The organism is Marinobacter litoralis, assembly GCF_003336705.1.
Lineage (GTDB): Bacteria > Pseudomonadota > Gammaproteobacteria > Pseudomonadales > Oleiphilaceae > Marinobacter > Marinobacter litoralis.
Genome location: NZ_QMDL01000002.1, coordinates 572156 through 597585, shown reverse-complemented (window position 1 = coordinate 597585; position 25430 = coordinate 572156). Strand labels below are relative to the sequence as shown.

28 protein-coding genes and 1 pseudogene are annotated in these 25430 nt (G+C 55.3%); 6 read left to right on the top strand and 23 right to left on the bottom strand.

Annotated elements, in window-relative coordinates:
• Positions 1–36: 36 nt before the first annotated feature.
• The 14 genes and pseudogenes from DOQ08_RS08315 to DOQ08_RS08250 all read right to left on the bottom strand — a co-directional run bounded on the left by DOQ08_RS08315 (position 37) and on the right by DOQ08_RS08250 (position 12044).
• On the bottom strand, positions 37–987 hold the full coding sequence (locus tag DOQ08_RS08315) for a 5-oxoprolinase subunit C family protein (RefSeq protein WP_114334440.1): 951 nt from the start codon (positions 985–987) through the stop codon (positions 37–39).
• Positions 984–1676, bottom strand: a complete 693-nt coding sequence (pxpB, locus tag DOQ08_RS08310; RefSeq protein ID WP_114334439.1) for a 5-oxoprolinase subunit PxpB — start codon at positions 1674–1676, stop codon at positions 984–986. Before pxpB ends, DOQ08_RS08315 begins: the two co-directional genes overlap by 4 nt.
• A complete protein-coding gene (locus tag DOQ08_RS08305) occupies positions 1676–2413 on the bottom strand; it encodes a 5-oxoprolinase subunit PxpA (protein WP_114334438.1) in 738 nt (245 codons plus the stop codon). The genes pxpB and DOQ08_RS08305 overlap by 1 nt, the downstream gene beginning before the upstream one ends.
• Positions 2414–2505: 92 nt before the next feature.
• On the bottom strand, positions 2506–2955 hold the full coding sequence (locus tag DOQ08_RS08300; RefSeq protein ID WP_114334437.1) for an EVE domain-containing protein: 450 nt from the start codon (positions 2953–2955) through the stop codon (positions 2506–2508).
• 14 nt (positions 2956–2969) lie between these two features.
• Entirely contained in the window at positions 2970–3647 is a 678-nt protein-coding gene (gene trhA, locus DOQ08_RS08295) for a PAQR family membrane homeostasis protein TrhA (protein WP_114334436.1), read from the bottom strand.
• A gap of 73 nt (positions 3648–3720) precedes the next feature.
• Entirely contained in the window at positions 3721–4437 is a 717-nt protein-coding gene (locus DOQ08_RS08290) for a Crp/Fnr family transcriptional regulator (RefSeq protein ID WP_114334435.1), read from the bottom strand.
• Between the two features lie 117 nt (positions 4438–4554).
• Positions 4555–6039 carry a cytochrome D1 domain-containing protein gene (locus DOQ08_RS08285; RefSeq protein ID WP_206074815.1) on the bottom strand — a complete coding sequence of 495 codons (1485 nt, stop codon included), beginning with the start codon at positions 6037–6039 and terminating at the stop codon, positions 4555–4557.
• A gap of 66 nt (positions 6040–6105) precedes the next feature.
• Positions 6106–6915 (bottom strand): annotated as a pseudogene (gene cobA, locus DOQ08_RS08280) (uroporphyrinogen-III C-methyltransferase); the annotation flags it as partial.
• A 65-nt stretch (positions 6916–6980) separates the two neighbouring features.
• Entirely contained in the window at positions 6981–8180 is a 1200-nt protein-coding gene (nirJ, locus tag DOQ08_RS08275; protein ID WP_114334432.1) for a heme d1 biosynthesis radical SAM protein NirJ, read from the bottom strand.
• Between the two features lie 120 nt (positions 8181–8300).
• Positions 8301–8825 carry a siroheme decarboxylase subunit beta gene (ahbB, locus tag DOQ08_RS08270; protein WP_114334431.1) on the bottom strand — a complete coding sequence of 175 codons (525 nt, stop codon included), beginning with the start codon at positions 8823–8825 and terminating at the stop codon, positions 8301–8303.
• On the bottom strand, positions 8800–9300 hold the full coding sequence (locus DOQ08_RS08265; RefSeq protein ID WP_114334730.1) for an Lrp/AsnC family transcriptional regulator: 501 nt from the start codon (positions 9298–9300) through the stop codon (positions 8800–8802). The genes ahbB (DOQ08_RS08270) and DOQ08_RS08265 overlap by 26 nt, the downstream gene beginning before the upstream one ends.
• The gene (gene ahbB / locus DOQ08_RS08260; protein ID WP_114334430.1) at positions 9284–9829 is read right to left on the bottom strand and encodes a siroheme decarboxylase subunit beta; all 546 of its coding nucleotides are present in this window, start codon (positions 9827–9829) and stop codon (positions 9284–9286) included. The genes DOQ08_RS08265 and ahbB (DOQ08_RS08260) overlap by 17 nt, the downstream gene beginning before the upstream one ends.
• Complete coding sequence (locus DOQ08_RS08255; protein ID WP_114334429.1) at positions 9826–10290, bottom strand: AsnC family transcriptional regulator; 465 nt, start codon at positions 10288–10290, stop codon at positions 9826–9828. The genes ahbB (DOQ08_RS08260) and DOQ08_RS08255 overlap by 4 nt, the downstream gene beginning before the upstream one ends.
• 29 nt (positions 10291–10319) lie before the next feature.
• Positions 10320–12044 (bottom strand): nitrite reductase, encoded by a 1725-nt coding sequence (locus tag DOQ08_RS08250; RefSeq protein ID WP_114334428.1) that lies wholly within the window; start codon positions 12042–12044, stop codon positions 10320–10322.
• Positions 12045–12260: 216 nt separating this feature from the next.
• On the opposite strand from DOQ08_RS08250, the gene DOQ08_RS08245 reads away from it, so the two are divergent.
• From DOQ08_RS08245 to DOQ08_RS08225, 5 genes are read left to right on the top strand one after another with little or no spacing between them, the layout of a single operon-like run.
• Complete coding sequence (locus DOQ08_RS08245; protein ID WP_227537551.1) at positions 12261–12608, top strand: c-type cytochrome; 348 nt, start codon at positions 12261–12263, stop codon at positions 12606–12608.
• A gap of 33 nt (positions 12609–12641) precedes the next feature.
• The gene (locus tag DOQ08_RS08240) at positions 12642–13832 is read left to right on the top strand and encodes a cytochrome D1 domain-containing protein (RefSeq protein ID WP_406565355.1); all 1191 of its coding nucleotides are present in this window, start codon (positions 12642–12644) and stop codon (positions 13830–13832) included.
• Between the two features lie 25 nt (positions 13833–13857).
• Positions 13858–14556, top strand: coding sequence for a type 2 periplasmic-binding domain-containing protein (locus DOQ08_RS08235; protein WP_114334426.1), 699 nt, complete (start codon positions 13858–13860; stop codon positions 14554–14556).
• 17 nt (positions 14557–14573) lie between these two features.
• Positions 14574–15356, top strand: a complete 783-nt coding sequence (locus DOQ08_RS08230; protein WP_114334425.1) for a CbbQ/NirQ/NorQ/GpvN family protein — start codon at positions 14574–14576, stop codon at positions 15354–15356.
• Entirely contained in the window at positions 15328–15702 is a 375-nt protein-coding gene (locus DOQ08_RS08225) for a hypothetical protein (protein WP_114334424.1), read from the top strand. Before DOQ08_RS08230 ends, DOQ08_RS08225 begins: the two co-directional genes overlap by 29 nt.
• Positions 15703–15857: 155 nt before the next feature.
• Here the strand turns inward: DOQ08_RS08225 and DOQ08_RS08220 are convergent, their stop codons facing one another.
• From DOQ08_RS08220 to DOQ08_RS08195, 6 genes are read right to left on the bottom strand one after another with little or no spacing between them, the layout of a single operon-like run.
• Positions 15858–16097 (bottom strand): cytochrome C oxidase subunit IV family protein, encoded by a 240-nt coding sequence (locus tag DOQ08_RS08220; protein WP_114334423.1) that lies wholly within the window; start codon positions 16095–16097, stop codon positions 15858–15860.
• Between the two features lie 12 nt (positions 16098–16109).
• On the bottom strand, positions 16110–16685 hold the full coding sequence (locus tag DOQ08_RS08215; protein WP_114334422.1) for a cytochrome c oxidase subunit 3: 576 nt from the start codon (positions 16683–16685) through the stop codon (positions 16110–16112).
• 14 nt (positions 16686–16699) lie between these two features.
• The gene (locus DOQ08_RS08210) at positions 16700–18523 is read right to left on the bottom strand and encodes a nitric oxide reductase activation protein NorD (protein ID WP_114334421.1); all 1824 of its coding nucleotides are present in this window, start codon (positions 18521–18523) and stop codon (positions 16700–16702) included.
• Positions 18524–18537: 14 nt separating this feature from the next.
• A complete protein-coding gene (locus tag DOQ08_RS08205) occupies positions 18538–19488 on the bottom strand; it encodes a 4Fe-4S binding protein (RefSeq protein WP_114334420.1) in 951 nt (316 codons plus the stop codon).
• A 59-nt stretch (positions 19489–19547) separates the two neighbouring features.
• Positions 19548–20963 carry a cbb3-type cytochrome c oxidase subunit I gene (locus tag DOQ08_RS08200; protein WP_114334419.1) on the bottom strand — a complete coding sequence of 472 codons (1416 nt, stop codon included), beginning with the start codon at positions 20961–20963 and terminating at the stop codon, positions 19548–19550.
• Positions 20964–20973: 10 nt separating this feature from the next.
• Entirely contained in the window at positions 20974–21423 is a 450-nt protein-coding gene (locus DOQ08_RS08195; protein ID WP_114334418.1) for a c-type cytochrome, read from the bottom strand.
• A gap of 189 nt (positions 21424–21612) precedes the next feature.
• On the opposite strand from DOQ08_RS08195, the gene DOQ08_RS08190 reads away from it, so the two are divergent.
• Positions 21613–22530 (top strand): AEC family transporter, encoded by a 918-nt coding sequence (locus DOQ08_RS08190; protein ID WP_114334417.1) that lies wholly within the window; start codon positions 21613–21615, stop codon positions 22528–22530.
• On the opposite strand, the gene DOQ08_RS08185 is transcribed toward DOQ08_RS08190, so the two are convergent.
• The 3 genes from DOQ08_RS08185 to DOQ08_RS08175 all read right to left on the bottom strand — a co-directional run bounded on the left by DOQ08_RS08185 (position 22527) and on the right by DOQ08_RS08175 (position 25323).
• The gene (locus DOQ08_RS08185; protein ID WP_114334416.1) at positions 22527–23186 is read right to left on the bottom strand and encodes a cation diffusion facilitator family transporter; all 660 of its coding nucleotides are present in this window, start codon (positions 23184–23186) and stop codon (positions 22527–22529) included. The two genes, DOQ08_RS08190 and DOQ08_RS08185, sit on opposite strands and share 4 nt — an antisense overlap.
• A 79-nt stretch (positions 23187–23265) precedes the next feature.
• A complete protein-coding gene (cadR, locus tag DOQ08_RS08180; RefSeq protein WP_114334415.1) occupies positions 23266–23727 on the bottom strand; it encodes a Cd(II)/Pb(II)-responsive transcriptional regulator in 462 nt (153 codons plus the stop codon).
• A gap of 63 nt (positions 23728–23790) precedes the next feature.
• A complete protein-coding gene (locus DOQ08_RS08175) occupies positions 23791–25323 on the bottom strand; it encodes a cryptochrome/photolyase family protein (protein ID WP_114334414.1) in 1533 nt (510 codons plus the stop codon).
• Positions 25324–25430: the final 107 nt, after the last annotated feature.

The window sequence follows — 25430 nt, the reverse complement described above, 5'->3', positions numbered from 1 at the left end:
TGCTCTGGTGCGGCTGGTGGTAGCTTTGTGTTCAGGTCAGACTGAGCCAGCGGTTCTGAAAAATGCCAGAAACTGACGTTCTTCCTGCTGGGCTTCCGGTAAGGGTATTTCCCGGAAACGAAGCTGGGTTCCCGGTGGTCGCTGGGCCAGGGCATCCAAGCTTCGCGGCGTAACCGCGCCCAGCTTTGGGTAACCACCGATGGTTTGCCGGTCGTTGAGCAGAATGATGGGCTGGCCATCTGCCGGCACCTGAATGGCGCCCAAACTGGTGCCTTCTGAAATCAGTGTGCGGTCTGCAACTTCCAAAGCGGGGCCGGTAAGTCGCGCGCCCATGCGGTCAGCTTGGGGGCTCAAGGTATAGATGTTATCAAAGAAGGTCTCAAACACGGCTTCGGAAAACCGATCGACCTGTGCGCAGGAAATCACGTTCAGAGTCAGCGGCTCGTGGTAATCGGGAATCCATTGGCTGGGGATCTTTCGATTTGCGGCCGGCGGGGTGGCATCACTACACGGTATAAGGTCGCCTTGCCCAAGCGGTTGGCCATTGCTGTGAAGACCGCCAGTCCCTTCGCGGACTACCGTGGCGCAACTGTTGCCCAGATCCGTGTTGACTATAAAGCCGCCGCGTACGGCAAAATAGGAGCGGACACCGGCACGAGGCGCACTTAAGGACACGCTATCTCCGGCGTTCACTCGGATGGTGGTCCAGAGTGGTTTTGGCTTGCCGTTCACCGTGAGCTGAACCTCGGCACCGGTCACGACAATTTGGGTGTTCAATCCACTGGTGAATGCCGCTCCACCAAAGGTGATTTCCAACGCGGGTGTTCCGTACCTGTTGCCTAATAAACGATTCGCCCAGGCCCATGCATGCCGATCCATGGCCCCGCCCGAGGTGAGCCCCATGTGCATCACACCGCGGCGGCCCGCATCTTGCAGCAAGGTGAAAAAACCTGGTTTGGTTACATGGAAACCCGCATGTGAGCTCATTCGATCTGCCCGCCCAGAGCGAGGAATTCGTCTCGCGAGATTGCTCGAAACCGCACTTGCTGCCCCGCGCTTAACAGCGATGGTTGCTCCCGACGGGCGTCAAACAGGGAGATCGGCGTGCGGCCAATCAGATTCCAGCCCCCGGGTGATGCCATTGGATAAATTGCGGTTTGCCGATCAGCGATCCCAAGGCTGCCAGCGGGGACGTTTGCACGAGGCGTGGCAAGCCGAGGTGTTTCCAGTTCTTGCGGAACTTCGCCTAAATAGGCAAACCCGGGTGCGAAACCGATCGCAAACACGTGGTAAAGCTGATTGCTGTGGCGTTGAATCACTTGCTTGACGGATAAAGCCGATCGTGCAGCAATCGCTTCAAGGTCGGGGCCTACACTGGGGTGATAAAACACAGGGATGTCGATGATGCCTGTGTCCTTTTGCTCTGCAGCGTGTTCCGGTAAGTCATCCAGTGTGGATTTTACATCTGCGAGCAGGCTTGAATAATCGTCGTTCAGCAAGTCATAGCGCAGTAAGAGCGATGTATAAGAAGGCACCAGATCAACAAGGCGCGGTCCAAGTTTGCTTGATAACGCTTCGGAGGCGACGCGAATCTTTTCAGTGAGCGCGATATCGATACGGTCGCCAAAATACAGGGTGAGGGTATCGATACCGGTCACCTGACACTGCCAGCGCATTAATGAAGGTCCTTCAGCGCCTTGCGGATCGCTTCAACAGCGGCGATTGAATCGGGGTTATCGCCGTGCACGCACAAAGAATCCGCTTCAAGTTGCAGTGGTTTGCCACTGATCGTTTGTATTGGTGTGCCGGCTGCAAGATTGCGTGCCTGTTCAACGATGGTGGCGGAGTCTTTGTGAACGGCACCAGCTTGAGTTCGCGGAACAATAAATCCGCGTTCGTCATAGCCTCGGTCGGCAAAGGCTTCGAGGATAAGCGGCACGCCATGTTTTTCGCACAGGGCTTTCAGAGTGCTGTTGTCGGCGGTAGACATGGCCATCAGAGCGAGGTCGTGGGGCGAGCATCTCAGAGCTTGCAGAATGCTTTCGAGTATTTTTTCGTCGCGCATCATGTCGTTATACAGCGCACCGTGGGGTTTTACGTAACTTACGAGGCCCCCTTGGGAGGCCGCAATATGGTTAAGTGCGCCGATCTGGTAACTGATCATGGCGGTGATTTCGTCGGGCTGAAGCGTCATCGAGCGTCGGCCAAAGCCTTGCAGGTCTGGATAAGACGGGTGCGCGCCAAGGGCCACGCCGTGGCTGAGCGCTAACTGAACTGTGCGCTGCATGGTAACCGGGTCACCGGCATGGAAACCGCAGGCAATGTTGGCCTGGTCGATGAACGGCATGACCTGCTCGTCTATACCCATGGTCCAGGCTCCAAAGCTTTCACCTAAATCGCAATTCAGTAACATGGCAGTCTCCGAAAGGGGGCATAACCAGACGTTGTGCTCTTTATATACTACCTGATCCTAACCGAAGAGCGGTGTTTGGCACGTTAAGCAGGCTATCCGAGAATACGCTGCCATTCGTCCTCGCTGACAGGCATAACGGAAAGTCGGTTGCCTTTGCGCACCAAGGGCAAATCTTCTAAACCGTCCATGTTTTTCAGGCGATCCAAAGAAATCAGTTTCGGGAGTTTTTTTACGAACTGCATATCAACGGCTTGCCAGCGGGGCTGTTCGTGTGTGCTTTTGGGGTCGTGGTAGGGCGACTCGGCATCAAATTGTGCCGGGTCAGGGTAGGCGCTTTTTGTGACCCGAACGATACCTGCAATGCCAATGTGCTTGCAGCTGGCGTGGTAGATAAAGACTTGGTCGCCTTCGGCCATCTGCCGCAGAAAATTGCGAGCCTGATAATTGCGAACGCCATCCCAAGGAATACTGGCGTCGGGTTTCTGCGCAAAATCATCGATGCTGCATTCAGACGGTTCCGTTTTTACCAACCATTTGGCCATGCGTATCGAACCCTTTAGACGGTGTATGGAAGCACGCCAACATAGATGGCGCCGAAATGGCAGGCACTGCCGCCGATAACAAACAGGTGCCAAACCGCGTGCATGTAGGGGATTCGGTCTGCAAGATAAAACACCACGCCCGTGGTATAAACGATACCTCCCGCAACGGTTAGGTATAGGGCCGTTTCACTTAGGCTGGCGGCCAAATCTGAAGAAGCAAAAGTAATTAACCAGCCCATCGCTACGTAGATGCCAACGCGAGCCAGTTTAAAGCGGTTTTTAAAGATCACCTTTAATACCACGCCGGTAAACGCCAGTGACCAGATCACCGCGAACAACGTCCAGCCGGTTGTGCCGCGCATGTTGACCAGCAAAAACGGGGTGTAGGTGCCGGCGATTAACAGGAATATGGCGCAGTGGTCCAGCGTCTTATAGAGGGACTTTAATTGCGGACTACGGGCGCCGTGATACAGAGCGGAAGCCATATAAAGTAGTATCAGCGATGAGCCAAATACGCTGAAACTGACGATCTTCCAGATGTCGCCCATCTGACTGGCACCGGCAATCAGCGCAGTGGTGCCGATAACACTCAAAACGGCACCCAGTCCGTGCGTGGCGCTGTTGATCCATTCTTCGATGCGGTCGTGGGCGATGTTTGTGGTTGTTCCGCCGGGGTTTAATTCTTGTGTCATCTGCGTCACCTGACTCATCCGCTGAATAAATAATGCGATTGAGCGTACAGGTGTACGCAGAGATTTTCCATTACTAATCGCGGTTTCCCACAGCGTTTTTGTTAGCCGTTTTAAGGCGGGAGAAGGTTGCAGGAACAACTCCCAGCCACGCTGCCAGTTGGTTGTCGGGCACTCGCTTTACGAGCTCCGGATATTCTTCAAGCAAAAGCGCGTACCGTTCCTGGGCTGGCATGGTCTGTTTACGAAATTCCCGCATGCTGGTCAGTTCTGCTATCTCTTCCGTAAGCATTAACGCAAATTTGGCCCATAGGCCGTCGCCATGGCGCTGTATCGCTGAGCGAAAGGCTGAGAAATCTGCTACCCAGAGCGTTGCCGGAACAACGCTGGTGAGGCACAGGGTGTTACGAACGGTTCTGGCGCGACCAAATACTGGCCAGACCAGGTCGCCCTCTGTGAAAAAGTGATGAACCGCTACTTTGCCGGATGAGGATTCCCGGAATAAACGCAATATTCCGTACTGGATAAGATAAACGTTCGACCAAGAGCGGTCGTGCTTTTCCAGCGGAGTTTCGGCATCAACACGACGCTGATGAAACAGGCGGGCTATGTCGCTCAGAAACAGAGCTTCGTTGGTGTTTTGTTTTTCGTTCAGACAAATGCCAAAGGCACGACTAAGTCCGTTCAGCAGGGCGACTTCCGCAGGCGCCGCGCTGTCATGAATAATCTCCGGATCGTCATCGCCCAGCAAGCAGGGGGCAGAGGCCAGAGGTGGCTTGGTTCTGCTGTTCATTTTCTAACCCCTTTGAGGTGACTTAGATCAATTATCCTACCATAAAACAAATATTCCAAATGACTTTAATGGTTAATGGTATTTCATTTGGCCGATGAGGACTCAAACCTTCAAAGATCAGTGACTGGTGCCCTCTTCGTAATTGATCTTATTCCACACGTTGTACTTGCCAGAGGGTTTTTTCATCGGGATCCGTTTTTCTTCTTCCAGTGTGTCCGCGTCGTACACGATGATGGCACCGTCGTTATCCCAGACACTCAATAGAAGCTTCTCGCCGTATCGATCAAACTCCACGTGGGCCGCTACTTTGCCGGGTGCGGGCTGTAGGGTTTTCACGATTTCCAGTGTCTGCTTGTCGATAATGTGCACCTTGTCGGCATTGGGCCCAAAGAATACATCGGCCCAGGCATAGCGAGAGTTTTCATGGCTGCGCATGAAGAACCCTGGGCCTTCGGTTTTCAGGGTTTTGATAACCTCCCAAGTGTCCATGTCGATGATGGAAATGGCACCGGCCCGGAAATGCGGTGTGGCCATTACGCGCCGGCCTTGATACTCCCAGGTAATGCCTGAGCCCAGATGTGGCATGCCCGGCAATGGCAATTCGGCGGTTGTCTTCCCGGTGTCCAGATCGATTACCACGCCGTGCTTGCCATCTCGCGCTGCGCCGATCAGGTGCTGGTAGCCGGGGTCGAAGAAAAAATCGTCCAGCAGGGTGTCGGTGGTCATTCGGCGGAGTTGGGCTTTATTGTCTTGCACCGTAACTTCCCAGGCTTCGGGAATGTCTTTTAGGGCTGCGATAAAGCTACCTCTGGGCGGAGCGGTATAAACCGCGCTGACTCGCGAGCTTTCGCCCTGAGCGTTCTCTACCGGAATGAAATCGAGAAGATCGAGATTGTCGGCATCAAACAGCACTAGTGTGTGGGGAAGGTAATTGGCGGCCATGACATATTGGCCATCCGCAGAGACGGCGATATTACGCATGTTGATACCGGCACGAACCTCGGCAACCACTTTCAGGTTATAAATGTCGTATTTGGTGATCCAGCCGTCCCGAGAGCCAAAATAGACAAAGCGACCATCCGGGCTGTATTTAGGCCCGCCGTGCAGCGCGAACCGGCTGGGGAAGCGGTGAATAGGCTCCATGTTGTCACCGTCCAGCAAGGTGACATGGTGATCGCCAATTTCAACCACCAGAAACAGGTTCATCATGTCGGCTTCGAACACCGGGTCATCTGGCAGTGTGCCGGCGGCATGATTCACCACCTGACTGTTCCGGATTTCAGGGCGGCCCCACTTGAGTTCGTGGCTCGGCGGCTGGTAGATGTACTTCGTCAGGTCAGCGATTTGCTGGTCGTTGAGAATGTCCTTGTAGCCGCCCATCTGGGTGGCTGGCCGGCCTTCGCGAATGACTCGCTCAGCTTCGGTTTGTTTCAAGCGCCCAAGATTCTCTGGCAACAAGGCCGGACCCATTCCGCCCAAGCGGTCAGGACCATGACATGCGGCACATTGTTGAAGGTAGAGCGTCTCGATGCCGGAATCATTTGCATTAGCGGCTTGCCACGGCAAGGCAAGAAATGCGCCTGCCAGCAGCAGGCTTTTCATCAGGTTTGCTCGGGTTTGATAACACATCACCAGCAGAGGCTCCCGGTCAGGCTATGTAGGTCGGTTTCAGGCAGGTAAGCGGCTGCCAGTTATTGCTGTGCGGTTGGTCAGTGCGCTGTGCCAGCCAGCTTGCGCCGGGCGGGCGAGTTTTTCTGCCAGCTGCACCACTTCACCCACAATAATCAGCGTTGGCGGTTGGAAATCTTCACGATCAATGGTGTCCACGAGGTCGTTCAGCGTGGTCACTGTCATGTGTTGAAGAGGGGTGGTGCCGCGCTCAACCAGAGCAACCGGACAGTTGCCGTCAAGCCCATGAGCGGTCAGTTCACGCACGATGGTGGGCGCGTTGTGTAGCCCCATGTAAAACACGCGGGTTTGCCCCGGTGCGGCCAGAACCTGCCAGTTCAGCTCCAGGGCATGATCGGCTTTGCGGTGGCCGGTAACAAAGGTCACGCTTTGGGCGTAATCCCGGTGAGTCAGCGGGATGCCGCAGTAAGATGAGCATCCGGCCGCCGAGGTAATGCCCGGTACCACGAGGAAGTCGATGTCGTTTTCCACCAAAAACTCGGCTTCTTCGCCGCCTCTCCCGAAGATGTACGGGTCGCCTCCTTTCAGACGAACCACGCGGCGCTGCTGGATGGCCAGCTTTACGAGTAAATCGTTGGTTTCGTCTTGTGGCACAAAGTGACAGCCGCTGGCTTTACCAACGTGGATTCGTTCTGCTCCGGGCTTCACCAGCTCCATAATCTGGGGTGACACGAGCCGGTCGTAAACAATGGCATCGGCTTGCTGAATCAGCATCAGGGCTCTAAGTGTGAGCAGACCGGGATCGCCGGGGCCGGCACCAACAATGGCGACTTCTCCCGGGCGCAAGGGTTGTTCGGCCAGTTGGAATTCCACCAGGCACTTTTGTCGTGGAGCTGTGTTCATGGTGTCGTTCCTTACAAGTTATTGACCGGGATTTCGATCGCTGCGGCAGCCACCCGCCTTGGCATGCTTTCTACAACACCAATTTCTTCGTTGGTGAGGTAGCAGCCGGGGTCTTCTTCCCAGAAATCGCGAGAGATGTTGTAAGCCCGAACCCGGGTGTTGCCGTTACAGATGTTCAGGAACTTGCACTCGGCGCAGCGGCCTTTGACCGGGCGAGGGTGTTGGCGGAAACCCTGCATTAACGGGTCTTTGGTTTCGGACCAGATTTCCGAGAACGGCGTTTCCCGAACGTTTCCGAGGTTGTAGTCCCACCAGAAGGTGTCGGGATGCACGGTGCCCAGATTGTCGATGTTGGAAATGTTCACGCCGGAAGAGTTGCCGCCCCAATTGGTCAGGCGTTCGGTCAGTGCATCGACCTGATCCGGGTAATGCTCTTTCGCCCACTCGATCAGGAACGGGCCGTCGGCATCGTTGTTGCCGGTGACGTACTCCCGCTCAATGCCGCGCTGAAGTTCGTTGTGGCAGTGGTTGAACAGCAGCGTCATGGCGTCGCGCGTCATGTCGTACCAGGCATCGCGCTTGCGGTTTCGGCCCCCGCGGCCGGAGTAGTTCAGGTGCGACAGGTAGAATTTGTCGATGTCGTGTTCATCGAGCATTTCCAGCATCGCTGGCAGCTCCGGGTAGTTGTCTTGTGTCAGCGTGAAGCGCAAGCCAACTTTAATGCCCGCTTGTTTGCACAGTGCAACCGCGTGCATGGATTCCCGGAAAGCGCCTTTCTTCTGACGGAATTCGTCGTGGGTCTTTTCCAGGCCGTCGATGCTGATGCCTACGTAGTCGTAACCGACGGCTTTGATCTTGTCGATGTTGTCTTCGGTGATCAGCGTGCCGTTGGTGGACAGCCCCACGTAAAAGCCCATTTCTTTTGCCCGGTGGGAAATGTCGAAAATGTCCGGTCGCATGAGAGGTTCGCCGCCCGACAGAATCAGAACCGGCACACCGTAGGCTTTGAGATCGTCCATCACGGTGTAGACTTCCTGAGTGCTTAACTCGCCTTTGAAATCGATGTCGGCGGAGATCGAATAGCAGTGTTTGCAGGTCAGGTTGCAGCGCCGGATCAGGTTCCAGATTACCACCGGACCGCTGGGTTTAGGGATCGCGCGGACCGGAGTCGGGTTCATCAGGGTTTTGATGTAACGGGTCATGCGGAACATAAAATTCTCTCTTTCATCAGGCGGGGCGTTGCGGGCCCTCCGGGCTGGCCGTTAGCGGCTCTCTATACTGTTCACTATCCCCTCTGGTGCCGGTGGTATCTATACCTTTGATGGAGTACTTCAAGGGGTAGGTTGCTGTTTTCTTAACCGTAATCCGGTTTTTTTCAGGATCGCGGAGCTGTAAAGAATGGTGTTGCCTGAACAGGTGTCGCCCAGCAGCGCTTTTATCCGTTGCGCTTTTTCTTCAACCTCTTCGCGGCTGGTGCCGTGCACCATGGCAAACAGGTTAAAGCTCCAATAGGGCAGGTGGCGGGGGCGTCGGTAGCAGTGGCTGACGAAGGGCAGGTCACCGACTTGCTGGCCCATTTCTGCGATGGCTTCATCGTTCACGTCCCAAACCGTCATGCCGTTGTAGCGGTAGCCCAGTTTGTAATGGTCGGGCACCGCAGCTACGCGCCGGATTACACCGCTGTTTTGCATTTCCTGAAAGCGGGCCAGCACGTCTTCGGGGGCCATATTGAGCTGGCGGCCGAGTTCGCCCCAAGGGTCTGGAACCAGCGGCAATCCTTCTTGTGTGGCCATGATCAGTTCGCGGTCTTGCTGCGTGAGGGGGCGCTGCTCAGACTTCAAAGTGGAGGTTGACATGAAACTCTTGCTCCTTGGGCATGTTGTAAACGGGGTGGCCCGTGAGCGCTTCGATACGCTGAATGGTGTCGGCAATACCATCGGGTGTTTCCGTTGCCAGCACGAACCACATATTCAGTTCGTGTTCCCGGCGATAGTTATGGGCCACTTCCGGAAAGCTGTTCACTTGTTCCGTGACTCGCTCAAAGTCTTCTGAGGGAATGCGCATGGCGGCCAGAGTCAGGCCACCGCCCATTTCGCCGGCGTGAAACATCGGGCCGAATCGAGTCAGAGTGCCATTGGCTAATAGTGCTTTTAGGGTGTCTAACAGCATTTGCTCGCTGATGCCGAGTTCTTCCGCAACATCCCGGTAGGGTGCCGGAGTCAGTGGCAGGCCGTATTGCAGACGATTGATAACAGCGCGTTCTGTGTCGGTGAATTCGGGGATTTCGGTTGAGCTGTTCCCGCGGTTGGATGGCTTAGCTATTGCTGACATAGCGCCCTCCCCGTTGAAGATAAGCTTTGTTGCTGAACAGCACTGAATGGCGAATGTCGGCCAGATCGTGTGTTTCGATCATTTGCTCAAGCTGCCCCAACACACGCTCCCGGTTTACACCGTGAATCATGCAGAACAGGTTGTAGGGCCAGTCGGGCAATCGTCTGGGGCGCTGGTAGCACAAGGTCACGAAGGGAACCGCGGCCAGTGTTTTTCCGAGTTGGCTCACGTTTTCGTCGGGAACATCCCACACCACCATGGCGTTGGCGGTATAGCCGAGGGTGCGGTGTTTCACGATCAGGCCGTTACGCTTGATCAGGCCTTGCTGTTGCCAGTGTTCGACCGCACCCAGCACCTGTTGTTCGGTCAGGCCGGTTCGCCTGGCCAGTTCCAGATAGGGGCGTGGTGTCAGCGGGAGGCCTTCTTCAAGATGCTGACGGAGCCGTAATAACCCCCAGGCGCTGAAGGCTTCGGTGTTAAACAGAAAATTGCCGGTTTGGCGGTTCGGCTGTGGGGCTGGGGTGGTCATGATAGTGCGTCCCAGTCGATGTCGAAGCCCAGGTCGATGTGATAGCCCTCAACCATGGGAAGCCTGAGTATGGGCAACTTCAAACGCTGCTCCAGCTCGTCCAGCCGTTCGTCCAGAGTGTGTTCATCCGGGGCGGTCATCACGAACCAGAGATTGAATGGGTGCTCCCGCGCGTAATTGTGATTTACGCCGGGAGCTTCGTTGATCCGGGCTGCAACCGTATCCATTTCGGTGGGGTCGGCAGCCACGGCAGCCAGCAGGCTGGCGCCTGCCCGGCTGTGTTCAAACACCGGGCCAACCCGGCTGAGAACCTGGTGCTCCTGGAGCGAGGCCAAGCGGCAGATCACTTCGTCCTCGGAAATGCCCAGGCTACGGGCCATTTCCAGGTAAGGGCGCTCACACACCGGCAAATTGCGCTGGTAGTGATCGATCAACTGTTTGTCTACGGAGTCCAGTCTCATCAGGTTGTCTCCTCCGGGCCGGAGCCGGATCAGTACACGTCGTGCTGAGTGTTGTAAGTGTTGAACTTACCGGTCGGGGTGACCATGTAGTCGCCCTTGATGACCTTCTTCAGCTTGCGTGTTTTGTCGTCAACCACAACGATGGCGGAGTTCTTGTCGGAAGTGTTCCAAACAGAGAACCAGACTTCGTCGCCCGCTTTGTTGTATTCCGGCTGAACCACACGCTTAGGGCCTTCACCCAGTTTTGCCCATTCGGCAATGGGCAGTACTTCATAGCCCGCATCGAAGTTGTTGATATCGAATACCGCTACGCTCTGACTGACGGCTTCAGCGGGGTTCAGAGCAGTGTCTACCCACAGGTTGGTGGACTTGGGGTGGGTCTTCACGAACAGTGAACCACCACCTTGACCGTCAACCGTGCGTACCACTTTCCAGGCCTTATCCGGGTGGCCGTCGGGGTCGGTGCCGATCATCTGGATGGTTTGATCACCCAGGTGAGAGGTGGCCCACACAGGTCCATGCTCGGGGTCTACAAAGTTAGCACCACGGCCCGGGTGAGGGATTTTGCCCACTTCAACCATGGCTTCCAGGTTACGGTCTTTGGCATCAACCACTGCAATCTTGTTGGAGTTGTTGGCCGCAGACATGAAGTAACGCATGCTGCCGTCCCAGCCGCCATCGTGCAGGAACTCGGCTGCATCAATAGAAGCGATGTTCATGTTGCTCAGATCTTCGTAGTTCGCCAGCAGGATTTTGCCGGTTTCTTTTACGTTGATGATGAACTCGGGATGCTCGTGTGAAGACACAATCGCAGCAACACGCGGCTCAGGATGGTATTCCTGATTACTTACGGTCATGCCACGGGTACTGACAATTTTCTTGGGCTCAAGGGTGTCGCCATCCATGATCACGAACTGGGGTGGCCAGTAGGTGCCGGCAATGGCGTACTTGTCTTCCCAGCCTTTGTACTTGGAGGTTTCAACCGAGCGCGCTTCCATGCCAACTTTGATCTTGGCAACGGTTTGCGGCTCTTCCATCCACAGGTCGATCATGTTGATCAGAGCGTCACGGCCAATCACCATCACGTAACGACCGGAGGCAGACATCCGGGAGATGTGTACCGCGTAGCCGGTGTCGATGATTTTCACGACTTCCTTGGAATCGCCGTCGATCAGGGCAATCTTACCGGCGTCACGCAGGGTGACACTGAATATGTTTTCCAGATCCAGATCGTTCATCTGCTTGGTTGGGCGATCTTCCGGTGCCACGATGACTTCCCAGGTGTTCTTCATGTCAGCCAGGCTGAACTCGGGAGGCTGTGGTGGCTCGTGCATGATGTACTTGGCCATCAGCTCTACGGTTGCTTCATCGAAGTCACCGGAGGTCAGCCAGTTCGGCATACCGGCCGGGGAGCCATAGCTGATAAAGGCTTTCAGGTAATCAATTCCGCGCTCCTGAGTAATGTCCGGAGTCAGTGGCTTACCGGTAGCGCCTTTACGCAAAACACCGTGACAACCGGCGCAGCGCTGGAAGTAAATTTCCTTGGCTTTTTCAAACTCGGCATCGGTCAGATCCGGTGCGCCGGGGCTGCGGACAACCTTCGCAGACTCGGCGTCAACGGCACTAGCAGTTCCCTCATAAGCGAGGGAGGTGCCGTCCACGTGCTTCTCGGCAGCGTGGGCAGACATTACGCCGAGCGACGTAACGGCCACGGCCAGCGCCAGTGGTTTCATAATCATTTTGGTCACTCTCATCGGGTTCTCTCCTTGGGCTTTGCGAGTACTGCTAGGGTTCTCTTATTACGACTTATGGACATTGATTTATGTCAGAAAAATTTGGTTAAGCAAGAGAGTACCTCCCCATGGGTATGCCCAAAGATCACTAGCTACCTCTGCCGAATTTAAGCAATATCAAGGCTGAGATTTGGTAGGCGTTTCAGCATGCCGTTGCAGGTTCCCGGAGGTTTTCGAATGGCTCGTAGGATGGGTGACAGGTTCAGGTATTTGCTGCTTATGGTCGTGCTGACCCTATGGCCGGCTTTTGCCCATTCTGCAGAAAAGAAAACGGAGGCCGAGCTTCGTAACTTTGTTGTTCAGGATTGTGGTTCTTGCCATGGGTTAACGTTCAAAGGTGGTCTGGGGCCGCCGTTGCGACCTTCCGATATCGAGCAGCTGCCAGTGGCTGCGATCGAAGCGATTATTCGCGAAGGTGTGCCCGGAACGGCCATGCCTCCCTGGAAAGCGTTGCTGACCGATGACGACATGGCGTGGATTAGCCGCCAGCTGAAATCCGGCGCGCTGCTTGAAAAGACCCGCTAATTAAATGAGCAAGGATTGACCATGACAAAGTTAATGTGCCGGATTGTAATGATGATTGCCGTGGCCGCGTTAGTCGGCTGTCAGGCACTGCAGTCTCAGCAACCTCTGCCGCTTCGAGGCACCGGAGATCTGGGGCTGATCATCGAGCGGGCTACCGGTTCCGTGCTGGTGGTCGATCACACCGAGCGCGATGTACTGGGGCGTGTGGAAGGTTTGGGAGACTTGTCTCACGCCTCGGTGGTGTATTCCCGGGATGCTCGTTATGGCTATGTCTTTGGTCGTGATGGCGGGCTGACCAAAGTCGATTTGCTGACCATGACAATCGCGAACCGCGTGATCCAGTCGGGCAACAGCATTGGTGGCGCCATCTCTCAGGATGGGCGCTATGTTGCTGTGTCCAATTACGAGCCCGGCGGCGTGAATATCTTCGATAGCGAAACCCTCGAAACCGTGTTGGAAATACCCGCGTCTTACGTTAATGCGCAGGGTGAGCAAGACCAATCCAAAACCGTTGGCCTGGTGGATGCACCTGGCAACCACTTTGTTTTCAGCCTGTTTGAAGCTGGTGAAATCTGGACCGTGGACATGATGGCAACGCCGCCTGAAATCACGCGCTTCGATGCCGGTAAAGAACCCTACGATTCCCTGATTACCCCCGATGGCCGCTACTACATTGCCGGCTTGTTTGGTGAAGACGGTCTGTCGATGATGGACTTGTGGCACCCGGAGCAGGGCGCCAAAACCATCCTTCCGGGTTATGGCAAAGGTGAACAGCGCCTCCCGGTATACAAAATGCCGCACTTGGAAGGCTGGGCGATTGCGGATGGCCAGGCCTTTGTGCCCGCTGTAGGTCGCCATGAAGTGCTGGTGGCAGATATGAAGGACTGGAACATGGTGCAGCGCATTCCCGTTCAGGGCCAGCCGGTATTCGTGATGTCCAGCCCGGATAACCGCCAGATCTGGGTCAGCTTTGCACACCCGAAAAACAACGTAGTACAGGTTATTGATTCCCAGAGCCGCGAAATCATCCGAACCCTGGAGCCGGGTCAATCCGTGTTGCACATGGAATTCACCCCCCGCGGCGAAGAGGTGTGGGTGTCATCACGGGATAGCAATCGCATTACCGTTTACAACACTCGGACTTTAGAGGAAGTGACGACTTTGCCGGCACAGAAGCCCAGCGGAATCTTTTTTACCAACCGGGCTCATGCGCTGGGGTTGTAGTCTGAAACCGGTGGCCGGGTGCGTCATGGCTCTGCTGGCGGCAGTGCCAGCCGCAGAGGCCGGTGGCCTAGTGCAGTTGAAGGTGCAAACCGAAGCTCGATCAACGGTGGTTTCGAAGAACCGGCTCGAAAGATTTCTAGCTGAAAACGGTTGTCAGGCTGAGCTGGTGTTTGACCAAGGCGCGCCCAGCCATCTGAGCTTTAGCCGCGGCCAAGGTGTGGGGCAGCCTCTGCTTTTAGCGGTTAACCGAGAAAGTACAGCTCCGACCCCTGTCTGGGTCACCCGCGCGACCGCCGGAGTACGAGCTTTGGCGGAGTTACGGGGGCGAGACGTGTCGGTGGTTGCAGGCTCCGATCCGATAGGAAACCGTTTGGCGTTGGCCGCCTTGGCGGAAAAAGGCGTGGAGCCAGGCCCCGGCCAACGGTACGAAACCGCCGATTACAGTTCGGCCTTGGGATTACTGCTGCATAACAACACCCATGCCTCGGTTTCCGAACTGGGTTTCGTGCGGCCGTTTGTGGCATCGCAAGGACTGGTTATCACCTGGCAGGGGCAGCCGGTAGAAGGTGCGGGCTGGTATGCAGGTCGCCTTCATACAAAGGCGAATACAGATACTGACCGTTGTTTGACCGCATTGGCGAACCTTGAGCGAGAAGACGACCGCCAGACATTTCAAATTTTTCCGGAGTGGGTGTACCGATTTGTTGCGCCTCAATCCAAGTGAAACAAGGAACCATACCCATGACGTTTTACCAACCAGCAGGAAACGAAGTAGAGCTGTTCCGTGCTGCCGCTGAAAACAGCTTGCCCGTGCTTATCAAAGGCCCGACAGGATGCGGTAAAACCCGTTTCGTGCGCTACATGGCCGAGCAGCTGGGGCGCCCGGTTTATACCGTCGCCTGCCACGACGACCTCACCGCATCTGACCTCGTTGGCCGCCACCTGATCGGCCCCGAAGGCACCTATTGGCAAGATGGCCCACTGACCCGAGCGGTCAGAGAAGGCGCCATCTGCTACCTTGATGAAGTGGTGGAGGCGAGAAAAGACACCACCGTGGTATTGCACCCGCTGGCGGATGACCGAAGAGAACTCCCAATCGAACGCACCGGCGAACTCCTGCAAGCCGCACCCGGCTTTATGTTGGTAGTGTCATACAACCCGGGTTACCAGAGCCTTCTGAAAGGCATGAAACCAAGCACCCGGCAGCGTTTTGTGTCTATGAGCTTCGACTACCCGGAGCCGGAAGTAGAACAAGTGATTGTGCAGAAAGAATCCGGATGTGACAGTGCCTTGGCCAAGCAACTGGTGGATTTGGCGACTTCTCTACGGAAACTCAAAGATCACGATTTGGAAGAAGCGGCTTCAACACGGCTACTGATCCACACGGCATACCTGATGCACTCAGGAATGTCCCCTGTGGAAGCCTGTCGAGCTGCGATGATCGAACCGTTGTCGGATGACGCGGTTACTGTAAATGCACTCATGGAGGTGGTGTATGCCTTATTCGGGCAGTCGGAAGAGTGAATCCCCCGGAGCCATTGCTCCGGTCGCGTGGTACTTACTGAACTTACTGGCCCTGCCGATCATCGGCTTTGTGGTTCTGCTGACCATCATGCTGAAATCAGCAGACGCCAGCCCGTTACGGCAAGCCCACAGCAAAGCAGCCGTTTATATGTCCATCCTCGGCGCGATATTGATCGGTTCAGGTGTGGGCATATCCTGGATGATGTTCGGCAACACCGGTAACTTCTGGACCTTCGCCATCGTGTGGGCCATCGTTTTGCACACATCGTTCGTGCTGTGGGGCATGATTGCCTTGGCGCAGGCTATTGGGAATAAGCCGCCGTATTTTCCTCGGCGGCTTTTGTGATTTTGCAGAACCGAACTTGAAGGTCAGAGGGCGGGAGTGGAGTAGTCGATCCAAAAATGTGCGCAGCCATGGATGGCGGAGCAGAAGCGTCACATGGACGTGCCGAAGGAGCGGTTTTTGGATCGACTACTCCACTCCCGCCTAACTCCAAAAAATCAACTCGCCAAATGAATCCCAGCCAAAACCGCCACCACAACAACAGCCCACCCCTGGGAAGCCAGCCTCCACCCCCAAGGAGAATGCTTCATCTCCATAAAGTGATCCACCAGCAGCACCGCCTTCACCAACACCAAACCAAACACCATCCAAACCAAAATCCCCGGATCCACGCCCGCCTGCATAGCAACAACCGGCCCCATGGTGCACAACATCAGAATGATATAAACCGCCAGCATCAGCCAGACTCCTTAAGCCAGAACGTAAAGCACCGGAAACAACACCAGCCACACCAAATCAACCATATGCCAATACGAAGCACCGGATTCCATACCATTCATGTCATCGCCGGTGTACTCACCTTTTTTCACCTTAACCGCCAACACCACCAAAATAATCTGGCCCAACACCACATGCATAAAGTGAAAAAACGTCAGGAAAAAATAGAACATAAAGAACGCATCGGTTCCCAGGTTGTAGCCGTTGGAATACAGCTGCGCGTATTCCCAAACCTTACCGAACGTGTAAATAGACGAAGCCGCCACCGCCCACCACAACAGCCCCGCCGTACCTGCCCGGTGATCACGGAAACGATGCACCGCCAAAGCAACGAAATAACTGGCCGTGATCAGACCAATGGTATTCACCAAGCCCGTCCATGGGTGAAGCGCCTCCCGACCTGCCGAAAAAGTGGCCGGGTCCATGCTTCGGGCAACGCCGAAGCCGATGAACATAATGCCGAACACCGCCAGTTCCGCAAAAATAAAGAACCAGACGGCAATATCGCCTGGTAAATGCCGATTACGAACGGCCACACCGTCAGACATCGCTAAACACTCCGTTATCGAGTCAGATTCAGATAAAGCTTGGGTAACTGAGCGGGCAGTTGTGTGGGGTCTTTGATCACCACGAAGTTAGAGCTGCCGAACACATACGGCAGGTACTCATTGGCCTCTTCGTCGATGGTCACGCAGAAGGGCGTAATTCCCGCTTTCTGGGCCTCTTGAACCGCCATACGTGTGTCCTCAACACCGTATCGGCCTTCGTATAAATCCAAATCGTTCGGCTTGCCATCGGTTAGCAGCAGAAGAATTCTCTGGTGCTCGGGTCGGCCCTGAAGTAGCTTGATGGACTGGCGAATTGCGGCGCCCATGCGGGTGTAGTAGCCCGGTTCCAACGCCTGAATTCTTCCCCGTGTTGTGTCGTTGTACGGCTCGTCAAACGACTTGATGTGATGAAAGCGCACGTGATCCCGGCGGCGTGAAGAGAACGCAAAGATAGCAAACGGGTCGCGGCTGGCGGTCAACGCCTCGCTTAGCAATTGCAAACCATCGCGAGCCACATCGATAACCCGCAGGTTGTTGTTGATGTAAGTGTCGGTGGACAAAGAAACATCGGTTAACACCAAGCACGCCAAATCCCGCTGGTTGTGCTTGCATTGTCGGAACAGCTTTTGGTCCACCTCGCCAATCCCGCGCCGGAATTGCACCGTGCGATCCAGGCAGGCGTCTAAATCCAGTTCTTCACCGTCTAGCTGCCGGCGCTCCCATTGACGTAACGGCTTGAGAGAACTGAATTGCCGGCGCAATGTTTGAGCGGAGCGCTTTAAGTGTTCAGGCAGCGGTGAAGGCACAGCTTCTTTACTCAGCATGGGCTGCAGGCAGCAGAACTTTTCACGAAATGCCTGGCGGCGCCAATCCCACTCCGGCAGGTGAATGCCCGGGCCTAGATACAGGTCATCGTTTTCTTCGGACGGTAAATCTAGGTCGAATTTAATAGCGGAAGAAGCTTCGCGGCGATCTTTCGACACAGAGATCATGTCCATATCTTCCGCCACCGCATCAGCATCATCTTCATCGCTGTCATCGCCGGCTCGGTCAACGGGAATAAACTCGGACCAGGTAAACAGGTTTTCCAGCCGGAACAGCATGATGCCTTGGTCTTTGTCGAAGGCATCAACCCGTTCGGCCCGGCGGCGCTTGCGCTTTTTGGCCAAACCGCCGGATTTGGATTGTGTGTTATCGTCGCCCAGAATTTGCCCGGTCACTTTGCCTCGCCCTAACACGGGGTAAAGCCAAAGCACCACGGGCCACGGGTCGGTGAGGGCCTCGGGCAGGTCATCCACGCTGCCCGGATGAATCAGGGCTTGGCGAATAGCGGCTTCACGCTTGGCTTCTTTGCCAGAAAGACTCTCCGGAGTGGGGCGCCATTGCAAGGCGTGCTTTACCAGCCGTTGGTACATTGGCTCAAGGCCGGGCCAACGGGCAAGTAACTCCAGAACCATCGCCTGATTGCCTTTCAGCCAACTGTAGTTGCTGACCTCGCCTAACGAAGCCAAAGCGGCCAGCCAAAGATAAAGTTCTCTGTTCAGTTTTTTCGAGGGGAACAGCGCCAGCTGGTCCGGTAAGCGCAAGCTTTCGTCATCCCGCCAGGCCAACTCGAATTTACGGTGCGTGCCCGCAAGCTTTTGCAGGAACTTACGGCGAATCTGAAAATGACGGGGCTCTGCCGTTACCAGACTCAGCGCCGGGTCACCGCCCATGGCGCGGAACAGCACGCCCAAGGTGCGAGCCTCGTCTTTCAGGTGCACGGCGTATTCCGGGAATTCGCCCATGGCCTGGCGGGTCACATAATCGTGCCACTTTAATCCGACCCACTCTTCCATATCGACTCCTTAACTCAGGCTCGCGGTTGACGCGGCTTGGTATCAATTTCACGCACCGGGATTAAGACCGTTTGCTTGCCCGGTATTCCGGGCTCCCAGGTCAGTAGAGAGCCTTCCGGATTGTCTTTTTGTACTTCGCGACAAGCACTTACACATTGCAGGCATTGCGTGCAGGAAAACTTGGCGCGCTTATGGCTGCGGGTAGGCAGCCGCATAGGGCAGGCTTCGTCGCAGGCCTTGGTGCAGTCACGGCAAGCCGCCGCGCGTTTGGTGTCGAAGGTGACGACCTTGCCCTTGCCATTGGCCATCCAGGCAATGCTCTGTACCAGCCCGACGGCGCAGCCGTATTTGCAGAACAAATGGCGTGCAAACAGGAAATCAAACGTGAACGCTGCGCTGGCAACGCCGAGAAAAATAGCCGGATACAAACCGATTTGGCCGGTTACCAGATCGGTATACAGCGGAAGCGGAGGCAACAGGTAAGACAGCAACGCCAAGGCCCATGAAAAACCGATAAGCGCACATACCAGCGTCAGGCCGGCCCAGTGAATGGCTTTGCCCGTGCTGCCTTTGTTTAGGGCTTCCCAAAGAGTAGGGCGGCCGGTGATGCGAGTCATTAGGCCGTTGATGGTCTCAACCACCGAAAAGTGTGGGCACAGCCAGCCGCAGTATAAACGGCCCCATTTGAACGCGATCCAGAGCGCGAGGGGCACTAACACAAGAATGGGCAGGATGAACCAGAACAAAATCTGCCCGGCGACTTCGGCTGGCGAGCTTTGCGCCACCCAGTCGAGGTGCAGATTAAACGAAAGCGGGAAACCAAAAAGAACAAAGTGGGTTTCGGTCAGGTCGTAGCGGAAGATGTTGAGTACAGGCGCGAGCAAAAACAGCAGGAAAAAGGCACCGCGGGTGATCAGGCGCTTCTGCTGGAGCGTGTCTTTAGGATTGACGGTTTGCGCATGCACGGAGTTGGTCCAAAGTTGATGTGAGTGCCGGGGCCCGAAGGCCCCGGCGGTTTGCTTTATCAGGACTCAGCGTTGGCGGGGCCACGGACTTCTTCAGCGGGGCCAGCCTGACCCTTGATGAAGAAGCTGCCGAAGTACACCACCAAACCAGCCATGAAGAAGCAGCCAGCCACCAGACGCATCCAGTAGAAAATGGCAATCTGATCCTGGCCTGCCATGAACGACATAGCACTGCCGCTTTCCGGTATGCGTTGCAGCCAAACCTGCAGTACGCCAGCGCCGGTCAGGAACAAAGTGATGAATACCATGGAGATGGTCATCAACCAGAAGCCCCACATTTCAACAATTTGTGCAGTGTTGCTGTTGCCGTAAGGACGGCCACGCATAATGGGCACCGCGTAGGAAATGATGGTCAGCACGATCATGACATAGGCGCCGTAGAACGCCATGTGGCCGTGAGCTGCCGTGATCTGGCTACCGTGAGTGTAGTAGTTCACCGGAGCGAGAGTGTGCAGGAAGCCCCAGACACCAGCACCGAGGAACGCCATAACCGTTGTACCCATGGCCCACAGAGTGGCGGCTTTGTTCGGGTGGTTCCGGCGCCGACGGTTGATCATGTTGAAAGCGAACACCACCATCATGAAGAACGGTAAAGGCTCGATTGCCGAGAACACAGAACCCAGCCACAGCCAGTACTCGGGCGGCCCAATGTAGAAGAAATGGTGACCGGTACCGATGATGCCGGAGATCAGTGCCATGGCGATGATCAGGTACAACCACTTTTCGATGACCTCACGGTCTACACCGGTGAGCTTGATCAGAACGTAGGCCAGAATGGCACCCATGATCAGCTCCCACACGCCTTCAACCCACAGGTGAACAACAAACCACCAGAAGTACTTGTCTGTGGTGAGGTTGCTCGGGTTGTAGAAAGAGAATAACCACAGTACTGCCAAACCGACCAAACCGGTGATCAGCACGATGTTGACGACGGTTTTACGGCCCTTCAGCGCTGTCATGGCAATGTTGTAGAGGAACGCCACGACCACAACCGCTATACCGATCTTGGTTATAGTGGGCTGTTCAAGGAATTCCCGACCCATGGTGGGCAACAGTTTGTTGAGTGTTACGTCCGCCAGAGTGGCGTAGTCCACAAACAGATAGCCCAGAATGGTCAGCGTACCGGCCGCGGCAAATACCCAGAACAGAATCCAGGCCAGCAGCGGGCTGTGCAGTTCAGTTTGAGCTTCTTCCGGGACCATGTAGTAGGTTGCGCCCATAAAACCGAATAGCAGCCAGACAATCAGCAGGTTGGTGTGCACCATGCGCGCGACGTTGAACGGGATTTCCGGAAACAGGAAGTCGCCAACAACGTATTGGAGCCCGAGAATCAGGCCGAACAGGATCTGACCGGCAAACAGAACCAGGGCAAAAATGAAGTAGGGCATTGCTACCCGTTGAGATTCGTATTTCATGTCTGCTTCCTTAGCCTTCGATGTTTGGCGGCCAGTTGTTGTCGTCGATCTTGGACGTCCATTCCAGGAACGCAGCCAGAGCATCGATGTCTTCATCGCTTAGATTGAAGTTCGGCATTTGGCGGCGGCCAGGGATGTTCGTCGGCATCGCGTTCATCCACGCGCGCATGTAAGACTTGAAAACTTCGGTATCGCTAGCGCCGCGACGGTCAAACACGTTCGCAAGTTCGGGGGCAAAATATGCACCTTCACCCATCAACGAATGACAGCCCACGCAGTTATTGGTCTCCCAAATGTGTTTGCCGTGTACGACTTGCTCGGTGATCTGGTCGCGGTTATCCCGCTCGGGCATAGCCCGAAGCTGTGTGTCAAAAGTCAGGGCCAAGAACAACAGGACGAAGAACGCACTTCCTCCCAGATATATGTTCCTGGCCATGCTTTTGGTAAAGCGCTCGGCCATGGGTTTCTCTCCTTGGTTGTTAGAAATAACTGACTGCGGCACTAGGATATAAAGATGTATTTGTGATGCTGTTGATCATTATCAAAGATGGTCAGCCGTTTCTCTATTGCGCCGGGGAGTTACCTCCACATAGGTAGGTGGTAGACTGCCCCGCTTGTAGTATTCGTTGGTAATTGCCTTGGAGGCACCATGGCAGCTGCGCTGGCCCTGTTCATAAAACTTCTACCTCTCTACGTAACGGTTGCCCTTGGCTGGGTGGCAGGGCGCTATCTGGAGGTCAGCGGAAAGCACATTGCAGGCATGATGTTGTACATCGTGACACCCTCTGTGGTGTTCTCTGGCGTGATGGCAGCCCCCCTGTCTGCCGAGGTGATTCTGCTGCCATTTCTGGTGATGGGTTTTTGCACCCTGATCGCCTTGCTGCACATGGTGTTCGCTCGCAAACTTTTGAGCGATGGCAGTGAAGTGGTCATACCTTTGACGGTGGGAACAGGCAACACCGGTTATTTCGGTATCCCGGTTGCGTTGTTGCTGTTCGGGGAGCAGGGGCTGGCGATTTATATCGTTTGCATGCTGGGTACGACCTTGTTTGAAAACTCCGTCGGGTTTTATCTGGCTGCTCGGGGGAAATACAGCGTTCGGGATGCGCTGGTTCGGGTGGCAAAGCTACCTTCGGTCTATGCCTTTGTGCTGGCTGTTTTACTGAACCTTTCGCAAGTCGGCATTCCTGATCCGTTCGTTCCGCTCTTTGATAACTTGCGCGGTGCCTACAGCATATTGGGCATGATGATCATCGGGATGAGCATTCTGAGCTTCAGGGGGCTGGCCGGAAACCCGGTGTTTACCGGGTTGGCGTTTTTCGGAAAGTTTGTTTCCTGGCCGGTGCTGGCTTTAGGTTTCTGGTGGCTCGACGCGAATGTTCTGGGGATCTACGACCAAGCAGTACACCAAGCCATTTTCCTGATTTCCATCACACCGATTGCAGCTAATACCGTGGTGATTGCCACGCTGCTGGACGCATCACCCCAGCAGGCGGCCGGTACCACACTTCTCAGTACATTGTTTGCGCTTGGCTTTATTCCGGTGATGGTTTCACTGGTGCTTTAATGGCTGTGTGATGGCGATGTCGTCACCTCGTGGGCCACGTTCTCAGCGCGGGCAGCGGCAATATCTTTTCGGGCATGGCGCACCACACTGATCCCGGCAGTAATGGCCAGCGAACCCATGATTGCAGCCACGGCGAGGTCCGGCCATGCGGTACCTGTGCCGAACACACCCAGTGCCGCGCCCATAACGGCGATGTTGCTGATGGCATCGTTGCGACTGCATAGCCACACCGAGCGCATATCGGAATCGCCTTCCCGAAACTTGAACAACACAACCGCCACGCAAACGTTGGCCACCAGTGCGAGGAAACCGACGCTACCCATGGTGAAAGGTTCCGGTGTGGTGCCTGCCTCCAGCACCCACAGTGCCCGGGCCCAGACGACTGCGCCAAACAGGGCCATGGTAATGCCTTTGACCATGGCCGCACGGCCACGCCACAGCATGCCCATTGAAAGAACCGTAAGCGAAAGAATGTAGTTGGCGCTATCGCCGAAGAAGTCGATGGCGTCGGCCATCAGCGATACCGAACCGGACGAAAGGCTGGCAACGCCTTCCACCAGAAACATGGCAAGGTTCACCCATAGCGCAAACCACAAAGCGCGACGGAAGCCGGGTGCGGGTGTTTTGGGTGTAGGGGTAGAGCAGGAACAAGCCATAGTGACCTCCAATGAATCAATGTCACCATTAAAAACCCTGTAGTTGCTACAGGGTCAAGCCCTTTGAACGATGATCTGCCTAGCCACCGTTACTGGCTCCATGAGTGCCGGGTACATGATTGTGGGGCTCCGTATCAGAGAGTTTTTCCAACTCGGTATTCAGGCCGTCAAGAATGCCGCAATCGCTGATGGCCCCGGGAGATGCGCAGGCACGCTGAAGGCTTACCAAAGTTTGTTCAAGGCTGGCTAGCTCCTGAAGGCGAGCCCGAACATGGGAAAGATGGCGGGCGAGCAGCGCATCCACTTCCGAACAGTCGGCGGTGGGCTTTTCGGCCAGCCGAAGCAATTCGCGAATTTCGTCTTGCGCCATATCCAGATTGCGACACCGCCGGATAAACAACAGGCGTTCCAGGTGTGCTTTGGCGTAACTTCGGTATCCGTTTTCCCTGCGCTCCGGGGCTGGCATCAGGCCGATCTTTTCGTAATAACGAATGGTTTCGACGGGCACGTTGGCTTGTTGGGAAAGTGCGCCGATTTTCATGCTCTACCTCATTTAGCTTAAGGGGCTCACTGTTACCCACTTTATGGGTTAGGTAAACCCTCGCTACAGCTCCTCAATGTGTTCGAGCAACCAGTTTGCCCGCTTTATCAGCGCCTCGCGCCGTTCCGGTTTCTGCTTGTCCCAGTTCCGATACATCATGCCCATGCGATGATTGTTGGCGAAATCGTCCCGGTGGCGATCGATGAAGTGCCAATAAAGCGCGTTGAAGGGGCAGGCATCATCTTCCGTTGCCTTGTTAACTTTGTAGTGGCAGTTGGCGCAATGGTCCGACATACGATGTATGTATTTGCCGCTTGCAGCGTAGGGTTTGGAACCCAAATAGCCACCATCAGCGTGCATGACCATGCCGAGCACATTGGGCAGCTCCACCCAATCGTAGGCGTCTGCATACACCGCAAGATACCAGTCACAGATTTCCTCGGGTTTGACCCCGGCCAGAAGCGCGAAGTTGCCGGTGACCATTAAGCGCTGAATGTGATGGGCATAGGCGTTCCGGTAAGTGGCGTCGATTGCCTTGTGCATGCACCGCATTTTGGTGTCGCCGGTCCAGTAGAACCAAGGCAGTTTTCGGGTATTGCCCAAGCGGTTCTCCTGAGCATAGCCGGGCATTAACAACCAGTAGATGCCACGCACAAACTCTCTCCAGCCAAGGATTTGTCGGACAAAACCTTCGACTGCGTTTAACGGGGCCTGGCCTGAATGCCAAGAACGGACAGCGGCTTTGCAGGCGTCCATCGGGTCGAGTAAGCCTGCGTTCAAGTAGGGCGATAGAATGGCGTGAAACAGCCAGTCTTCCGTGTCAGACATCGCGTCTTGATAGTCTCCGAAGCACGGCAGGGCGAAATCGATGAAATGTTCCAGTGCTTGCTGGGCTTGTTCGGCGGTGACCGCGAAATGGAAATCGTCGGTTGTGCCAAAATGTTCTGAAAAATGCTCATCCACTTGTTTGATGACGGCTTGGGTGATGTCGTCGGGTTCGACCCGAAACGGGCCGGGGGCGGGAGGCTTGCCGGTCCACTTCTTGCGGTTGTCTGCATCGTAATTCCAGTGGCCGCCCTCCGGTTGCCCGTCTGGAGTCATTAAAAGGCCCGTTTTCTTGCGCATCTCCCGATAAAAGAATTCCATGCGCAATTGTTTTTTGCCGTCCGCCCATTCGGCAAACTCTTTGTGGCTGCAGATAAACCGGGTGTCCGGACGAATTTCGACGGGAATGCCCAGCGTTTTGTGCCACTGGCTGATTTGGCGATGTAAACGCCATTCACCGCATTCGGTGGTAATCAGGCGCTTCGGTTGGTGCTGTTGCACCGCAGTGGCGATGACTTGTTGCAGAGACTGCGCCGGGTTATTCGGGTGGTAGGGTTGATACTGAACCCGCCAACCGTGCTTTTCTAACTCCTGGGCGAAGTGCCTCATGGCACTGAACACGAGCACCAGCTTTTTCTTGTGATGATTGGTGTAGCTGGCTTCTTCATGAACCTCGGCCATCACAATCAGGTCGTTTTCCTGGTCAGCGCCTTCAAGGGCAGACAGGGTTGTGCTGAGCTGATCACCAAGAATCAAAATGAGGTTGGCCATAGGGTTCTCCGGCAAAGTTTATCCTTAAGGGGTAGATGAACTACGCCATGAGCACAAGTTTGGTTTAAAGCGCCCAGTGATAAGCTTTACTGATCCGTATCAAACGA

Bases quoted from the DNA above. Each gene is read 5' to 3' on its own strand.
- DOQ08_RS08265 (WP_114334730.1), bottom strand. From the start codon at position 9,300: ATGTCAGCAATAGCTAAGCCATCCAACCGCGGGAACAGCTCAACCGAA.
- DOQ08_RS08210 (WP_114334421.1), bottom strand. From the start codon at position 18,523: ATGGAAGAGTGGGTCGGATTAAAGTGGCACGATTATGTGACCCGCCAG.
- DOQ08_RS08240 (WP_406565355.1), top strand. From the start codon at position 12,642: ATGTGCCGGATTGTAATGATGATTGCCGTGGCCGCGTTAGTCGGCTGT.
- DOQ08_RS08200 (WP_114334419.1), bottom strand. From the start codon at position 20,963: ATGAAATACGAATCTCAACGGGTAGCAATGCCCTACTTCATTTTTGCC.
- DOQ08_RS08230 (WP_114334425.1), top strand. From the start codon at position 14,574: ATGACGTTTTACCAACCAGCAGGAAACGAAGTAGAGCTGTTCCGTGCT.
- ahbB (WP_114334431.1), bottom strand. From the start codon at position 8,825: ATGTCAACCTCCACTTTGAAGTCTGAGCAGCGCCCCCTCACGCAGCAA.
- DOQ08_RS08220 (WP_114334423.1), bottom strand. From the start codon at position 16,097: ATGCTGGCGGTTTATATCATTCTGATGTTGTGCACCATGGGGCCGGTT.
- nirJ (WP_114334432.1), bottom strand. From the start codon at position 8,180: ATGTTCCGCATGACCCGTTACATCAAAACCCTGATGAACCCGACTCCG.
- DOQ08_RS08250 (WP_114334428.1), bottom strand. From the start codon at position 12,044: ATGAGAGTGACCAAAATGATTATGAAACCACTGGCGCTGGCCGTGGCC.
- DOQ08_RS08195 (WP_114334418.1), bottom strand. From the start codon at position 21,423: ATGGCCGAGCGCTTTACCAAAAGCATGGCCAGGAACATATATCTGGGA.
- DOQ08_RS08290 (WP_114334435.1), bottom strand. From the start codon at position 4,437: ATGAACAGCAGAACCAAGCCACCTCTGGCCTCTGCCCCCTGCTTGCTG.
- DOQ08_RS08255 (WP_114334429.1), bottom strand. From the start codon at position 10,290: ATGAGACTGGACTCCGTAGACAAACAGTTGATCGATCACTACCAGCGC.
- trhA (WP_114334436.1), bottom strand. From the start codon at position 3,647: ATGACACAAGAATTAAACCCCGGCGGAACAACCACAAACATCGCCCAC.
- pxpB (WP_114334439.1), bottom strand. From the start codon at position 1,676: ATGCGCTGGCAGTGTCAGGTGACCGGTATCGATACCCTCACCCTGTAT.
- DOQ08_RS08225 (WP_114334424.1), top strand. From the start codon at position 15,328: ATGCCTTATTCGGGCAGTCGGAAGAGTGAATCCCCCGGAGCCATTGCT.
- DOQ08_RS08300 (WP_114334437.1), bottom strand. From the start codon at position 2,955: ATGGCCAAATGGTTGGTAAAAACGGAACCGTCTGAATGCAGCATCGAT.
- ahbB (WP_114334430.1), bottom strand. From the start codon at position 9,829: ATGACCACCCCAGCCCCACAGCCGAACCGCCAAACCGGCAATTTTCTG.
- DOQ08_RS08185 (WP_114334416.1), bottom strand. From the start codon at position 23,186: ATGGCTTGTTCCTGCTCTACCCCTACACCCAAAACACCCGCACCCGGC.
- DOQ08_RS08315 (WP_114334440.1), bottom strand. From the start codon at position 987: ATGAGCTCACATGCGGGTTTCCATGTAACCAAACCAGGTTTTTTCACC.
- DOQ08_RS08245 (WP_227537551.1), top strand. From the start codon at position 12,261: ATGGCTCGTAGGATGGGTGACAGGTTCAGGTATTTGCTGCTTATGGTC.
- DOQ08_RS08285 (WP_206074815.1), bottom strand. From the start codon at position 6,039: ATGAAAAGCCTGCTGCTGGCAGGCGCATTTCTTGCCTTGCCGTGGCAA.
- DOQ08_RS08175 (WP_114334414.1), bottom strand. From the start codon at position 25,323: ATGGCCAACCTCATTTTGATTCTTGGTGATCAGCTCAGCACAACCCTG.
- DOQ08_RS08305 (WP_114334438.1), bottom strand. From the start codon at position 2,413: ATGTTACTGAATTGCGATTTAGGTGAAAGCTTTGGAGCCTGGACCATG.
- DOQ08_RS08190 (WP_114334417.1), top strand. From the start codon at position 21,613: ATGGCAGCTGCGCTGGCCCTGTTCATAAAACTTCTACCTCTCTACGTA.
- DOQ08_RS08235 (WP_114334426.1), top strand. From the start codon at position 13,858: ATGGCTCTGCTGGCGGCAGTGCCAGCCGCAGAGGCCGGTGGCCTAGTG.
- DOQ08_RS08215 (WP_114334422.1), bottom strand. From the start codon at position 16,685: ATGTCTGACGGTGTGGCCGTTCGTAATCGGCATTTACCAGGCGATATT.
- cadR (WP_114334415.1), bottom strand. From the start codon at position 23,727: ATGAAAATCGGCGCACTTTCCCAACAAGCCAACGTGCCCGTCGAAACC.